The 13,733-nt window shown below is 70.5% G+C and carries 14 protein-coding genes; 7 read left to right on the forward strand and 7 right to left on the reverse strand.

The window, feature by feature from the left end; all coding sequences use genetic code 11:
• Positions 1 to 12: 12 nt before the first annotated feature.
• The 3 genes from ruvB (at position 13) to WMF11_RS40320 (ending at position 4,371) form a co-directional block, all read left to right on the forward strand.
• Positions 13 to 1,035 carry a Holliday junction branch migration DNA helicase RuvB gene (ruvB, locus tag WMF11_RS40310; protein WP_437545078.1) on the forward strand — a complete coding sequence of 341 codons (1,023 nt, stop codon included), beginning with the start codon at positions 13 to 15 and terminating at the stop codon, positions 1,033 to 1,035.
• Between the two features lie 118 nt (positions 1,036 to 1,153).
• Entirely contained in the window at positions 1,154 to 3,175 is a 2,022-nt protein-coding gene (locus tag WMF11_RS40315; RefSeq protein WP_437904455.1) for a PAS domain S-box protein, read from the forward strand.
• Entirely contained in the window at positions 3,172 to 4,371 is a 1,200-nt protein-coding gene (locus WMF11_RS40320) for a sensor histidine kinase (protein ID WP_437974579.1), read from the forward strand. The genes WMF11_RS40315 and WMF11_RS40320 overlap by 4 nt, the downstream gene beginning before the upstream one ends.
• Before the next feature lie 22 nt (positions 4,372 to 4,393).
• Here WMF11_RS40320 and WMF11_RS40325 read toward each other — a convergent pair whose 3' ends face one another.
• The 7 genes from WMF11_RS40325 to WMF11_RS40355 all read right to left on the reverse strand — a co-directional run bounded on the left by WMF11_RS40325 (position 4,394) and on the right by WMF11_RS40355 (position 8,874).
• Entirely contained in the window at positions 4,394 to 4,912 is a 519-nt protein-coding gene (locus tag WMF11_RS40325; RefSeq protein WP_437545081.1) for a hypothetical protein, read from the reverse strand.
• Complete coding sequence (locus tag WMF11_RS40330) at positions 4,912 to 5,637, reverse strand: anti-sigma factor family protein (RefSeq protein WP_437974580.1); 726 nt, start codon at positions 5,635 to 5,637, stop codon at positions 4,912 to 4,914. Before WMF11_RS40330 ends, WMF11_RS40325 begins: the two co-directional genes overlap by 1 nt.
• On the reverse strand, positions 5,634 to 6,434 hold the full coding sequence (locus tag WMF11_RS40335) for a sigma-70 family RNA polymerase sigma factor (RefSeq protein WP_437974581.1): 801 nt from the start codon (positions 6,432 to 6,434) through the stop codon (positions 5,634 to 5,636). Before WMF11_RS40335 ends, WMF11_RS40330 begins: the two co-directional genes overlap by 4 nt.
• A gap of 113 nt (positions 6,435 to 6,547) precedes the next feature.
• Positions 6,548 to 7,696, reverse strand: a complete 1,149-nt coding sequence (locus WMF11_RS40340; RefSeq protein WP_437974582.1) for a S1C family serine protease — start codon at positions 7,694 to 7,696, stop codon at positions 6,548 to 6,550.
• The gene (locus WMF11_RS40345) at positions 7,693 to 7,995 is read right to left on the reverse strand and encodes a DUF1844 domain-containing protein (RefSeq protein WP_012239831.1); all 303 of its coding nucleotides are present in this window, start codon (positions 7,993 to 7,995) and stop codon (positions 7,693 to 7,695) included. Before WMF11_RS40345 ends, WMF11_RS40340 begins: the two co-directional genes overlap by 4 nt.
• Complete coding sequence (locus tag WMF11_RS40350) at positions 7,992 to 8,222, reverse strand: hypothetical protein (protein ID WP_437904459.1); 231 nt, start codon at positions 8,220 to 8,222, stop codon at positions 7,992 to 7,994. Before WMF11_RS40350 ends, WMF11_RS40345 begins: the two co-directional genes overlap by 4 nt.
• Positions 8,223 to 8,262: 40 nt before the next feature.
• The gene (locus WMF11_RS40355; protein ID WP_437904460.1) at positions 8,263 to 8,874 is read right to left on the reverse strand and encodes an FKBP-type peptidyl-prolyl cis-trans isomerase; all 612 of its coding nucleotides are present in this window, start codon (positions 8,872 to 8,874) and stop codon (positions 8,263 to 8,265) included.
• Between the two features lie 82 nt (positions 8,875 to 8,956).
• On the opposite strand from WMF11_RS40355, the gene WMF11_RS40360 reads away from it, so the two are divergent.
• From WMF11_RS40360 to WMF11_RS40375, 4 genes are read left to right on the forward strand one after another with little or no spacing between them, the layout of a single operon-like run.
• Positions 8,957 to 10,411: an efflux RND transporter periplasmic adaptor subunit gene (locus WMF11_RS40360; RefSeq protein WP_437974583.1), complete on the forward strand. Its 1,455-nt coding sequence runs from the start codon at positions 8,957 to 8,959 to the stop codon at positions 10,409 to 10,411.
• Positions 10,412 to 10,417: 6 nt separating this feature from the next.
• Positions 10,418 to 11,215: an ABC transporter ATP-binding protein gene (locus WMF11_RS40365; protein ID WP_437974584.1), complete on the forward strand. Its 798-nt coding sequence runs from the start codon at positions 10,418 to 10,420 to the stop codon at positions 11,213 to 11,215.
• Positions 11,212 to 12,432, forward strand: coding sequence for an ABC transporter permease (locus WMF11_RS40370; RefSeq protein ID WP_437974585.1), 1,221 nt, complete (start codon positions 11,212 to 11,214; stop codon positions 12,430 to 12,432). Before WMF11_RS40365 ends, WMF11_RS40370 begins: the two co-directional genes overlap by 4 nt.
• A complete protein-coding gene (locus WMF11_RS40375; protein WP_437904462.1) occupies positions 12,429 to 13,661 on the forward strand; it encodes an ABC transporter permease in 1,233 nt (410 codons plus the stop codon). The genes WMF11_RS40370 and WMF11_RS40375 overlap by 4 nt, the downstream gene beginning before the upstream one ends.
• Positions 13,662 to 13,733 lie beyond the last annotated feature (72 nt).

Consider the following 13,733-nt stretch of genomic DNA (forward strand, 5'->3'; position numbering starts at 1 on the left):
TACGCCCGTGGCATGCCTGAACGGGCGCTCTCTCCTGCCGAGACAGGCGACGACGATCGCTTCGACCGCCTCTTCCGGCCTGCCTCGCTCGCCGAGTACGTCGGCCAGGCCAAGCACACGGAGAACCTCAAGGTCTTCGTCGAGGCCGCGCGCCGGCGCCGCGAGCCGCTCGACCACATGCTGTTCTGTGGCCCGCCCGGCCTGGGAAAGACCACGCTCGCCCACATCATCGCCCGCGAGATGGGCGTCGCCCTCCATGTGACGAGCGGACCCGCGATCGAGCACAAGGGCGCGCTGGCCGGCCTGCTGACGAAGCTGGAGCGCAACGACGTGCTGTTCATCGACGAGATCCACCGGCTCACGCCGGCGGTCGAGGAGAGCCTCTACCCCGCGATCGAGTCGTTCAACATCGACATCATGACCGGTGACGGCCCCTACGCGACGACGATCCAGCTCGCGCTGAAGCCCTTCACGCTCGTGGGCGCGACGACCCGCACCGGGCTGCTCACCGCGCCGCTGCTGTCGCGCTTCGGCCACGTCGTCCGCCTCGACTTCTACCCCGTCGAGGAGCTCGAGCGCATCGTGCAGCGCAGCGCCGGCCTGATCGACGTGCCGATCGACGCCGGCGGAGCGCGCGAGATCGCGGCGCGCGCGCGGGGGACGCCGCGCGTCGCCAACCGCCTCCTGCGTCGCGTCCGCGACTTCGCCGAGGTGCTGGGCGACGGCGCGATCACGATGGAGATCGCGCGGAAGACCGCGGAGCGGCTCGAGATCGACGCGGCCGGCCTCGACGAGATGGATCGCCGGCTGCTGCGCGTCATCGTCGATCACTACGACGGCGGCCCTGTGGGCATCGACACCCTGGCCGCGGCGCTCAGTGAGCCGCGCGACACGATCGAGGACGTGTACGAGCCGTTCCTGCTCCAGCAGGGCTTCGTCGGCCGCACGCCGCGCGGCAGGGTCGCGACCCGCCGCGCCTACGAGCACCTGGGCCTCGCGGCTCCTGCGACGAAGCAGGGGGATCTCTTCTCCTGATCCCAGCGCCGCGCGGGCAGCGCAATGCGGTGCGCAACGCCGCGCAACGCCGCGCCAGCGCCGCGCCGAGGCCCGGAATTCTCTCATCGCTCCAGCCTGGAGTCGCTAAGCTTGGCGTGTGCCTCGCCGTGATCCTGTGCTCGTCGTGGACGACGACGCCGTCAGCCGGCAGATGCTGCTGCACGCGCTGGCCGACGCGGGCATCGAGGCCGTCGCGGTCACCTCGGGCGCGGACGCGCTCGCCTGGCTCAAGGCGAGCGTGCCCGCGCTCGTGCTGCTCGACCTCGTGATGCCACCCCCGGACGGCTACGTGGTCCTCAGCGCCGTGCGGGACGCCCCCCGGACGCAGGACGTCCCCGTCGTCGTGCTGACCGCGCTCGACGCGGACGAGGAGGTCGCCCGCGCCTTCGAGCTCGGCGCGGACGATTTCATCCGCAAGCCGTTCCGCCCTGCCGAGCTCATCGCGCGCATCCGCGGTCAGCTCCGGATCCGGGACTACGTCGACGCGCTCGCGCGCAAAGAGCACGACGCGAAGGTGGTCCTCGAGCTCACGCAGGCGCTCTCCTCGACGCTCGACTTCCGGAACATCCTCTTCACGGTCGTGCGGCGCATCGCCGAGGTGGCGCGCGTCGACCGCTGCAGCATCGTCCTCGTGCGCGACGCGGGCGACGTCGGTTACGTCGTCGCCGCGAGCGACGACAAGGAGCTGCGGGATCTGCCGATCGATCTCGGCAAGTACCCCGAGATCCAGCGCGTCATGCGCACGGGCGACGTGCTCGTGATCGACGACGCGAAGGCGCACCCGCTGTTCGACCTCGTGCGCGCGGAGCTCCCGGAGAACGCGTTCCGCTCGCTGGCGCTCCTGCCGATCTTGTTCGAGGACAAGCCGCTCGGCGTGCTCTTCTTGCGCGGCCGGCAGCCGGTGGCGCCCCACGCGCACGAGCTCTCGCTGGCCCGCACGGTCGCGAGCGCCACCGCGATCGCCCTGCGCAACGCGCGCATCCTGCAGTCGCTCCGCGACCAGACGCAGCAGAGCACCTTCGCGCGGTTCGAGGCGGAGCGCCGGCTGAAGGCGCTCCAGCGCTACGCCGACTTCTTCTATTCGACGGCGGACGGCATCGTCGTCGTCGATCCCGACGGTCACATCCTCTTCTCCAACCCGCGCGCGCAGGCGATCACGGGGCGCACGGCGGAGGACCTCGAGAGGGCGAACCTGGCCGATCTCGTCGACGCGCGCGAGCACCCTCTCCTCGAGGAGATCCGGGCCGGCTTCGCCAAGGGATCGTTCCCGCACATGGTGGATTTCACCGTGCGGCGGGGCGAGCACGAGCGGCTCATCCTCAGCTTCAGCTTCAGCAGCGTCCTTCGCGAGGAGAGCGGCGCCGTCCTGGTCAGCTTCCGCGACGTCACAACGGAGCGCGCCACCGAGGCGGAGCTCACCAAGACGAAGGAGTTCCTGGAGCGCGTCATCGACAGCTCGGTCGACGCGATCGTCTCGGCCAACATGGAGGGCGTCGTCCTGCTCTTCAACCGCGCCGCCGAGCGGATCTACGGGTATGACGCGAAGGAGGTCGTCGGCGCGATGAACGCCCGCGCGCTCTACCCCGACCACAACGCCGAGCACATCATGAGGCTCATCCACGCGAAGGAGCACGGTGGTCCCGGCCGGCTCGAGGGCTACCGGACCGAGGTCCTGGCCAGGGACGGGTCACGGATCCCGGTGCACCTCTCCGCGGCGCTGATCTTCGAGAACGGCGTCCCGGTCGGCTCGGTCGGCATCTTCACGGACCTGCGGGAGCGGATGCGGATGGAGGCCCGCCTCACCGAGGCGCAGGAGGAGCTCCGCGCGCGCGAGAAGCAGGCCATCATCGCCGAGCTCGCGGGCGCGGCCGCGCACGAGCTGAACCAGCCGCTCACCAGCGTGCTCGGCTACGCCGAGCTGATCTGCCGCCGGATCGACGACGCGTCCCCCATCAAGGGGGCCGCGACCACGATCCGCAGCGAAGCCGAGCGGATGGCGGAGATCGTCCGCAAGATCGGCAAGATCACCCGCTATGAGACGAAATCCTATGTCGGCGCCGCGAAGATCATCGATCTCGACCGATCGAGCGGCGACGACCCGAACAGGGTGATCGGGTGAGCGGAAAGACCGCGGAGCGCCTGGGGGAGCAGCCATTGTCCGACGCTCCCGTCACGCTCCGGAAGCCCCTCACCCGGGACATCCCGCTCGAGTGGGTGGACAGCCTGCTCATCGCGTCGAGCGAGCTGGATCCGTCGGCCTCCATCGAGCAGCGCGCCTCGACGCTGCTCGGCGCGGCCGCGAAGGTGCTCACGGCCTGCGGGCTCGGCGTCTACATCCCCGGCGCGACGGGGGCGCAGGTGGCCGTCCGGGTCTCGCCGCGCGCTCGCCGCGACGACGGCCGCGATCCGGCGCGGCTCCTCCCGGAGTTCGCCTTCGAGCGCGTCGTGGCGATCGAGCCCGGAGGTCGCTCGACGATGCACATCGCGGCCGACGACGCCGCGTACCTCGACAGCGCGCCTGTACAGGCGCTGGTCGACCGGCTCGTGCTCACCCTGGGCGCGTCGCTCCGCGAGGCGCGCGCGCACGAGTCGCTGCGCGCTCAGGTCATGCAGGCCGAGAAGCTGGCCTCGCTCGGGAAGATGGCCGCGGGCGTCGTGCACGAGCTCAACAACCCGCTCACCTCGATCCTCGCCTACTCCGAGTACCTGCGCCGCAAGGGCGAGCGCGGCGGCTTCGACCCCTCGGACATCGAGCGGCTCGCGAGGATCAACGAAGCGGCGGATCGCATCCGCCGGTTCTCGCGCGACCTGATCGCCTACGCGCGGCCGTCCACGGAGAAGCCGGGCGCCGTCTCGCTCCACGACATCATCGAGCGCGCGCTCGTCTTCTGCGAGCACCTCCTCGACCAGACGGGCGTCACCGTCGAGCGGCGCTTCGACGAGATCCCTCCGGTTTGCGGCGTCATCGATCCGCTGACGCAGGTGTTCGTGAACCTGTTCACGAACGCCGCGCACGCGATGAACGAGCGCGGCGGCTGCCTCGGCATCTCCACCGCGATGTCGCCGGAGGACGGCTACATCACGGTGACGATCCGCGACGACGGGCACGGGATCGAGCCCGAGCACCTGCCGAGGATCTTCGACCCCTTCTTCACGACGAAGACCGACGGGACCGGCACCGGGCTCGGCCTGAGCATCGTAAGGAACATCGTTGCCTCACACGGCGGCAGCATCCGCGCGGAGGCGCGCGCCCCGCGCGGGACGGTCTTCTCTCTGGATCTGCCGATCGCGCTGCCGTCCTCGGCCCGCCGCTGAGCAGGGGCGAGATCCCCTCGACTCAGGGCGCGACCTTGATGCCCAGCACCAGCACGCCGCCCATGTGCTGCTGACCCGCGACGAAGAAGCTCTCGCCGGCCTTGGCGTTCACCTCGAGCAGGGGCAGAAACGAGTTGCCGCCGGGCTTCTGGATGCTCGCGCTGACGACGAAGCGCCTCGGCTCGTCCTTCTTCTTCGCGGCGACCACGTCCTTCAGCGACACCATGAGGACGCTGCCGTTCGGCAGCTTCGTCGTGGTCGGCTTCCCCTTTTGCAGGGTGACCTTCAGCCGTTCGAGGAGCTTGTAGCTGTTGTACGACGAGAACGGCGGCTTCCCGAGCTCGGGCATCTTGCCGATCTTCGGGTCGATGCCTTTCCCATCGTTCGTCGCGTGGAGGATCACGATCTCGGACGTGACCTCGGCGTCCGACGGCGCCGCTTGCGGGGGGGCCGGCGCCTGCTCTTGCGCGACGGCAGGGGAAGGGCTCACGCCGAGCGCCAGGACCATGGTCGCGGTGATCGCACTCGCAAGAAATCTCATCACTGTCCTCCCGGACCGTCATCGGAGAGCCAGACCACCGTGGTCGTCGGGCCTGAAGCCACGGCCTCCTGCGGGACGTAAAAGATGGTGCCCATGCGTGCCCCGAAGTCGACCGCGGCGATCTCGACGCCGGGCTCGACCTCCCCCTCGAAGCTCGGCGCGGCGTCCGGCTCCTTCGCCGGCGCCGCGAGCGACGCGGAGGGCGCCGCGGGCGGCGGGGCGAGCAACGCGGAGGGCGCCTGCGCCGTCAGCTCCGCGGTGGGCGTCTCCACGCCCATCTTGCCCCAGACCATCAAGGCGGCGGCCGCCGCCACGGCGAGCGCCGTCAGCGCGAAGATCCCGCGCGCGTTGTCGTTCGCCGGTGATCCCTGGAGCCGCGCCCGAGCGCGGGGCGGCTCGCCCGACGGCGGCGCCGCGAGCGGCCGCGCGGCGCCGACCCCGTCGACCCGCGCGGCGCCCGCCTGCCCTTCGAGGATCTTCGCCATCACCCCATCGGCGATGCCGTCGGCCGCGCTGGAGGCCAGCGCGCTGTCCCGGACCATGTCGGCCGCGGTGACGAGCGCTGCGACCTTCGCCCGGCAGCGCGGGTCGTGGAGCACGTACTCCTCCACCTGCCGGTGACGAGCTTCATCGAGCTCACCGTCGGCATAGAGCATCAGCTCCAGATCCGTCGGCGGGGCGCTCGCTTCCCCGTGATTCGCCTTGCTGCTGTTGGCGGTGCTCACGCGATCTCCTCCGGGTCCTCTGCTGGGGCCTTGCCCTCTTCCTCCGCGTAACAGTCGGCGAGGGCGCGCTGAAGCTTCTGACGGGCGTGGAACAGGCGGCTCATGATCGTCCCCTTCGAGACCCCCATGGCCTGAGCCATCTCCTCGTACGACATGCCCTCCACCTCCCGCATCAGGATCACGCCTCGGTGGTAGGGCGGCAGCGCGTCGAGCGCGGCCTGGATGCGCCCGGCGATCTCCCGCCGCCGGACGACGTTGAGGGGGTCCGCGCCGTCGATCCGAGCGACGAGCGGGAAGTCGGACTGCTCGTCCGCCGCCTGGTTCTCCTGGAGCTCGAGGTCGCGGCGTCCCGGCTTCCGCATGAGGTCGATCGCCAGGTTCGTGACGATCCTGTAGAGCCAGGTGAAGAACGAGGAGCCCCCCTGAAAGGAGCCGAGGCCCTTGTAGACCCGGAGGAAGGCGTCCTGCACGAGCTCGCGCGCGTCGTTCTCGTCGCGGACGAGCCCCATCGCGATCGCGAACGCCCTGCGCTGGTGCCGTTCCACGAGCGAGCGGAAAGCCGCCTGGTCCCCCTTCTGCGCTCGCTCGATGAGCTCACGATCTTCCTCCGCTTCCCGCCGTCGCGCCTCGCGATTGGACGCACTGGCGGAAGCGCTATTCAGGCGCGGGTGGATCTGCTTCGTTTCGGGGTGGTCGCCCTCCGCGGACAGGTCGTCGCCTTCCGCGTCGCCCTCGCCGGGATCACCGGGAGGTGCGACCGGCTCGAGCTCGTCCGGGTGAGAAGGTGCAATGGCCACGGGGTCAGCTTACCTGAGGAGGCTGGGGGACGAGGGAGGTCGCGGAGCAGGCGGCCACGCACGGCGCGCGGCAACCAACGGACGTGCCGGGCGGCAGACGGCGGCCGTTCGGCTCACGGCTCATCGGACTCGTCGCTGAGCTCGGGTAGCTCGCCCAGCGTGAGGCGGACATCGAAGACCCGCTCCAGCCGCGCGACGCGGAGCGTAACGACCTTGTTCACCCCGGCGATGCTCGCCATCCACCGGAGCTCGTTCGGGTCGGAAATCGTCTTTCCTTCGAAGCCGAGGATCACATCGTCCGGCGCGATGCCAGCCCGGTCCGCGGGTCCCCCCGCCACCACGGTCTTCACCCACGCCCCCTTTCGATCGGGGCGCTTGAGCCGCCCCGCCTCGATCGAGTTCAGGACGTCGACGATCACCCCGACCTGGCTGCGCCGGATCTTGCCGTCGCGCAGCAGCATCGGGAGCAGCTGCCGCACCATGTTGATCGGGATCGCAAACCCGATGTTGTTCGCGTTGGCGCGCACGGCCGCGTTGATGCCGACCACCTCGCCCTTGAGGTTCAGGAGCGGGCCGCCGGAGTTGCCGGGGTTGATGCTCGCGTCCGTCTGGAGGAAGTTGAAGTAGCCGCTCGGGTCGAGCCCCTTCACGTCGTCCCGGGTGCGGCCCTTGGCGGAGAGGATGCCCGCCGAGACCGTGTGGGAGAGGCCGAAGGGGTTGCCGATCGCGACCACCCAGTCGCCGACCTCGATGGTGTCCGAGTCGCCCAGGGGGAGCGACGGGAGCCCCTTCTCGTCGACCTTCAGCACGGCGACGTCCGTGTGCTTGTCGCGGCCGATGACGGTCGCCTTGATGTCGCGGCCGTCGACGAAGCTCACGAGGATGTCGGTCGCGCCCTCGATCACGTGGTTGTTCGTCAGCAGGAAGCCCTCTGGATCATAGACGAAGGCGGTCCCGAGCCCCTCGGCGACCGTGCGGCGGCGGCCGCCCGGTTGCTGCTGCCGCTCGACGCGCGCCTTGACCGTCGCGACCGCTGGATCGGCCCTGCGCGCGAGCGGCGCGAAGGAGCCGGGCATGCCCTCGGAGCGGACGATCGGAGGAGGAGGCGGCGCGGACGGAGGCGGAGCGATCGCCACCGGCACGGCGCCCGAGGGGACGGTGGCGCTGCTTGCGCTGGAAGAGTGGCCAGGAGAGGCCTTGCTGCACGAGGCGACCAGCGAGGCGAGGAGGACCCACAGGAGAGCCCTGGCGCCAACGGTCACGATCGTTTCGAGACCTCGAGGTAGCGCATCCGCAGATCGTAGAGCGCCTGCTCGAGCAACCTCTCCTCGTCGCCCGAGAGGTTCCCCTTCGTCTTCTCCTGGAGGAGCGACAGCAAATCGATGTCCTGATGCGCGAGGATCAGGTTCTGCTCTTCCCTGCCGTCGGGGCTCGGCGCGTCGCCGAGGTGCACGTACGCGGAGCCGATGATCGACAGCACGAAGGTCGAGAAGTCGAGCGTCGGCAGCTCCGGGGGGCTCCCCGGCGGAGGGAGCTCTTCGCGATTCTTCGCGTCGCTCACTCTGCCCCTTCGTCGTCGAGCTCGGGCTCGATCCGCGACCCATGCGCTGACGCGCCGAGCGCCGGCTGATCGACGGCGATCCCCTCGGCGTGCTCCTCCAGGTCCGGCAAGCCCGCGAGGTGCGCCTCGATGGTCCCCGCGTTGAGCGTCCCGCTCGCCAGGAGGCGCTCGCGCACCCGGCGATCGAGCTGCAGCTCGGTCAGCTTGCCCTTCTCACCTACGGTCATGATGTGATCTCCTCGGACAACCCACCAGTTCGCGGTGGGCTTATGACGACTTCTTCGAGAGCGTCACGAGCACCCCACCATCGCCGTGCTCGTGATGGTGGCTGTGATCATGGTCGTGGTCGTGGTCGTGGTCGTGACCGCAGCAGCCCTCGCCCTCGGAATCCTCGATGCGCTCCTCCAGCTCGGCCTGAGCCTGCGCGATCTCCTCCTCGCTGGCGGCGCGCACGTCCTTGACCTGAACCTGAAAGCGCACCTTCTGGCCCGCTAGAGGGTGATTCGTGTCCACCCGGAACCCCTCGGGGAGGATCTCGATGACCCGGAGCGCGATCGGCGAACCGTCCGGGCCCTGGGCGACGAACTCGTCGCCGACCTCGACAGCGCCCCCATCGGGGAAATCCGCCTTGTCCACCTCGAAGACGCCGGCGTCATCGCGCTCGCCGAACGCATCTTCCGGCTCGACGGTGATCTCGCGCTGCTCGCCGGCGCGCAGCCCTTCCAGCGCGCGCTCCAGCCCAGGCACGATCTGAGCATATCCGTGCGTGTAGACGAGCGGCTCCGCGGTCGATGCCTCATCCACCGTCTCTCCGCTTTCGTTGAAGAGGACGTAGGACAGCGTGACGACCGTATCCGTTGCGATGGGCAGCGACTCCATGGGGCGGCGGTTGGTCTGCCACGGCGGTTCCGCGGTTTCAAGCGAGGCGCGCTCGCGCGGCAGCATGCTATGAGGACGTCCGATGGCCGACTCCATGGCTCGGGCGACCGGTCGCGACCCCCTCGACGCGCCGCCCCCTGCTGCGCAGGCCACCACGGAAACGGAGCGCCTCCGTCCCGGAGAGGCGGCGCCGGGCGAGACGCGACCGGCCTCGACCGCGCCGGCGCCGCCCGGCGGCGCGGCAGCCCGGGGCCTGCGTGAGGGCGGACCGCGTCCTCGACGTGGGGGAGAGAGCCTGGAGCAGGAGCTCTCCCGGGTAGGCACGAAGCGCTGGCTCGCTCGCCTCGGCGTCCTCGCGACGATCGCAGCGCTCGTCGCGGGGATCGTCGTCTGGCGGATCCGGACGAGGCCCCCGCCGCCGCCGCGCTACGTCACGGGCGACATCACCACGGGCGACGTGCTCGAAGTGGTCCAGTCGACGGGGCAGGTCAAGCCGCTCACCGAGGTGCAGATCGGCGCCCAGGTCTCGGGGCGAATCACCAAGGTCTACGTGGACTTCAACAGCATCGTGAAGGCCGGCGACGTGCTGGCCGAGATCGATCCGACGCTCTTCGGGGCGCAGATCGACTCGAACCAGGCGCAGATCGCGGCGGCGAGCGCGAGCGTCGTGCGCTCGGAGGCGTCGCTGGGGACCGCCAAGCAGCGGCTCGAGCGCGCGAGGAAGATGGTCGCGGAGGGGGTGGGCTCGCAGGCCGATCTGGACACGGCCCAGGGCGCCTACGACGTCGCGCTCGCCGACCTCGCGGCCTCGAAGGCGCAGGTGGCGCAGCTCAGGGCGGTGCTCCGCTCCTCCACGACGAACCTCCAGTACACGCGCATCTTCTCGCCCATCGACGGGGTCGTCATCAGCCGCGCGATCGACCCCGGGCAGACCGTGGCGGCGAGCTTCCAGGCGCCGACCCTCTTCGTGATCGCCCAGGATCTCCGCAAGATGCGCGTGCTCGCCGACATCGACGAGGCGGACGTCGGGCGGCTCCGCGAGGGCATGACGGCGGACGTGAGCGTCGATGCGTTCCCGGGCGAGACGTTCCGAGGGACGGTGAGCCAGGTGCGCTACAGCCCGTTGAGCCAGTCCGGCGTCGTCACGTACGCGGCGGTCGTCGAGGTCGACAACCCCGACGTCAAGCTCCGGCCGGGGATGACGGCGACGGTGAGCGTCCGGTCCGCCGAGGCCAAGGGGGTGCGGCGGCTGCCGAACGCGGCGCTCCGGTTCAAGCCCGCCCCGGCGCGGGACAAGGACGGCAAGGAGATCAAGGCGCCGCCCCTCGAGCCGCTCCCGCCGAAGCAGGGCCGGATCTACGTGCTGACCGACGCGACCCCCGGGGCGGAGAAGATCGAGCCGCGCGTCGTCGACGTCGGGATCACCGACGGCATCTTCACGGCGCTCGGGTCCGATCTCGGGCCGCTCAAGGTCGTCACCGACGAGAACGACGATCCATCAGCGAGCGGCAGGGGGCGCGGCCCTCGGCTGTTCTGAGGCGTGATGCTGCCCCAGAGCCAAGACGTCGCCGCGGCGCCCCGAGACGAGCCGCTCATCGAGCTCTCGAGCGTCGGCAAGGACTACACGACCGAGGCCGTCATCGTGAGGGCGCTCCGGCACGTGGATCTGACCATCCAGCACGGCGATTTCGTCGCGATCGTCGGGCAGAGCGGCTCGGGCAAGAGCACCCTGATGAACATCATCGGGTGCCTGGACCGGCCGACGCATGGCACGTACCGGCTCGACGGCCTCGACGTCACCTGGCGCAGCAACGACGCGCGCGCGATCGTCAGGAACCGCCTTATCGGGTTCGTCTTCCAGGGCTTCAACCTGCTGCCGCGCACCACGGCGCTCGAGAACGTCGAGCTGCCGCTGGTCTACCGGGGCGTCGGCGCCGCGGAGCGGCGCGAGCGGGCGCTCGACGCGCTCGGCGCGGTCGGGCTGGCCGAGCGCCTGCACCACACGCCGAACCAGCTCTCGGGCGGGCAGCAGCAGCGCGTCGCCATCGCGCGGGCGCTCGTCACCTCGCCGCCGCTGCTCCTCGCCGACGAGCCCACGGGCAACCTCGACACGCGCACGAGCTACGAGGTGCTCGGGCTGCTGCAGCGGCTCAACCGGGGCGGGATCACGATCGTCCTCGTGACGCACGAGCCGGACATCGCCGCCTGCGCGAGCCGCGTGATCACGATGCGCGACGGCGAGATCCGCAGCGATCTCAGGAACGATCGCCCCGTCGACGCGGCCGCGGCGCTGGCCGCGCTGCCGCTCTCCGCGGCGGAGAGCGACGAGCTCTCGCCATGAGCGGCTACCTCGCCGCCGTCCGGATCGCGCTGCGCGCCATCGTCCGCTCGAAGCTCCGCGCCGCCCTGACGGTGCTCGGCATCCTGATCGGGGTCTCGGCCGTGGTGATCGTCGTGGCGCTCGGGACGGGCGTGCGCAACCGCGTCCTGGGCGAGATCTCGGGCATGGGGGCGAGCTCGATCTACATCTTCCCGCAGTCGACGCAGGCGTCGGGGCTGAAGCGCCGCGAGAACGCGAGGATGTCGGAGGCCGACGGGATCGCCATCCTGAAGGAGTCGACGAGCGTGGCCGCGCTGAGCCCGTTCAGCTCGACGTCGACGCAGGTCGTGGCTGGAGAGGCCAACGTCGCGACCCAGGTCATGGGCGTGACCCGGAGCTACCTCTCGATCCTCTCGTACAGCGTCGGGGTGGGCGAGGGCTGGACCGAGGCCGACGAGCAGCTCAAGGCGAAGGTCTGCCTGATCGGCGAGACCGTCCGTGAGAACCTGTTCGGCTCGGGCGAGGCCGTTGGCCGGTACATCCGGATCGGCAAGCACCCGTTCCGGGTGATCGGGGTGCTCGCGAAGAAGGGGCAATCGCCCTTCGGCGAGGACCAGGATGACCGGCTGCTCATGCCGATCGGCAGCTTCCGGTCGCGGATCGTGCCGAGCGCGCCGGGCAGGGTGCAGATGCTCGTCGCCGCCGCCACGAGCGAGCGGACCGTCGATCGCGCGGTCGAGCAGATCGACAGGATCCTCCGGCAGCGCCACGAGATCGCGCCGGACGACGAGCCGAACTTCGTGATCCGCACGCAGGCGGAGTTCCGCGCGTCCCAGGAGCGGATCCTGGACACCTTGACGATGCTCCTGTCCTCGATCGCCGCGGTGTCGCTCCTCGTCGGCGGGATCGGCGTCATGAACATCATGCTGGTCAGCGTCACCGAGCGGACGCGCGAGATCGGCATCCGCATGGCCATCGGCGCCTCCGAGGGAGACATCCTCGTCCAGTTCCTCGTCGAGGCCATCACCCTGTCGCTCATCGGGGGCGTGCTCGGGCTCGGCGCGGGGCTCGGCGTCATCAAGGCCCTCGCCGCGACGCTCGGCTGGAACATGACGTTGCCGGCCAGCGCGGTCGTCGTCGCGGTGGGGACGAGCGCGACGATCGGGATCGTCTTCGGGTTCTTCCCGGCCCGCCGCGCGGCCCGTCAGGATCCCATCGCCGCCCTGAGGCACGAATGAGCGCCACGCTCACCCGGGTGTTCTCGGCGGTCGTGATCGCGCTGCGCGCCGTCCGCCGGAACAAGCTCCGCGCCGGGCTCACGATCCTGGGGATCACGATCGGCGTCGCGGCCGTCGTCACCGTCACGGCGCTGGCGAGCGGCGCGCGCGCCAACGTCAACGCGCAGATCTCGAACCTCGGCTCCAACTCGCTCATCGTCTTCGCCCGCTCCGCCCGCGCCTCGGGCGTCCGCAGCACCGCGGGCGCCAAGCTCTCGGAGCTCGACGGCCAGGCGCTCGCGCGCGAGTCGACGAGCATCCGGCTCGTGGCGCCGTTCCTCAGGTCGAGCGCCCAGGTCATCCACGAGGGCCAGAACGCGAGCCCGACGCTCGTCGGGACGCGCCTGAACTACTTCGAGATCCGGAGCTGGAAGGTCGCGCAGGGAGAGCCGTGGAGCCCCGCCTCGGAGAACCTCTCCGAGAAGGTCGTCGTGATCGGGGCTCAGACCGCGCGCGATCTGTTCGGATCGCTCGATCCGGTCGGCCGGATGGTGCGGATCGGCCGCCAGATGTACCGCGTGCTCGGCGTGCTGGAGGAGAAGGGGGCGTCGCCCTTCGGGCAGAGCCAGGACGAGATCGTGCTGATGCCCATCACCACGATGCGGTCGCACGTCATCGCCACGCGGCCCGGCGAGGTTCACGCCATCTTGCTGAGCTCGACGTCGGCCGAGACGTCGGAGCGCGCCAGGCAGCAGGCCGAGGCGATCCTCCGCCAGCGGCACCGCATCGGCGAGAACGACGAGGACGACTTCGCCGTCCGGAGCCAGGCGGAGTTCCAGGCCATGCAGGACGCGATCTTCGCGGCGCTCTCGGCGTTGCTCGTCAGCATCGCGGCGGTGTCGCTCGTCGTGGGCGGCATCGGCGTCATGAACATCATGCTGGTCAGCGTCACCGAGCGCACCCGGGAGATCGGCATCCGGATGGCCATCGGCGCCCGGGAGATCGACATCCTGCTGCAGTTCCTGCTCGAGGCGCTCGTGCTCGCCACGCTGGGCGGCGTCGTCGGCAGCGCGCTCGGGTACGGCGTCATCCTCGGGTTCTCGCGCGCGTTCGGCTGGCCGATGAGGCTCGAGCCGGGTGCGCTCGCGGTCGCGCTCGGGGTGAGCACGGCGATCGGGATCGTCTTCGGGTTCTTCCCGGCGCGGCGGGCCGCGCGCATGGATCCCGTGAACGCGCTAGGGCGCGAGTAGCGCGGAGCGCGGAGCGCGCCGGACCGCGGGCGGTGGCTGGAGGAGGAGGGAGGAGGCGCCGCCGCACGGGCG

This window comes from Sorangium sp. So ce295 (genome assembly GCF_051527405.1).
GTDB lineage: Bacteria > Myxococcota_A > Polyangia > Polyangiales > Polyangiaceae > Sorangium > Sorangium cellulosum_B.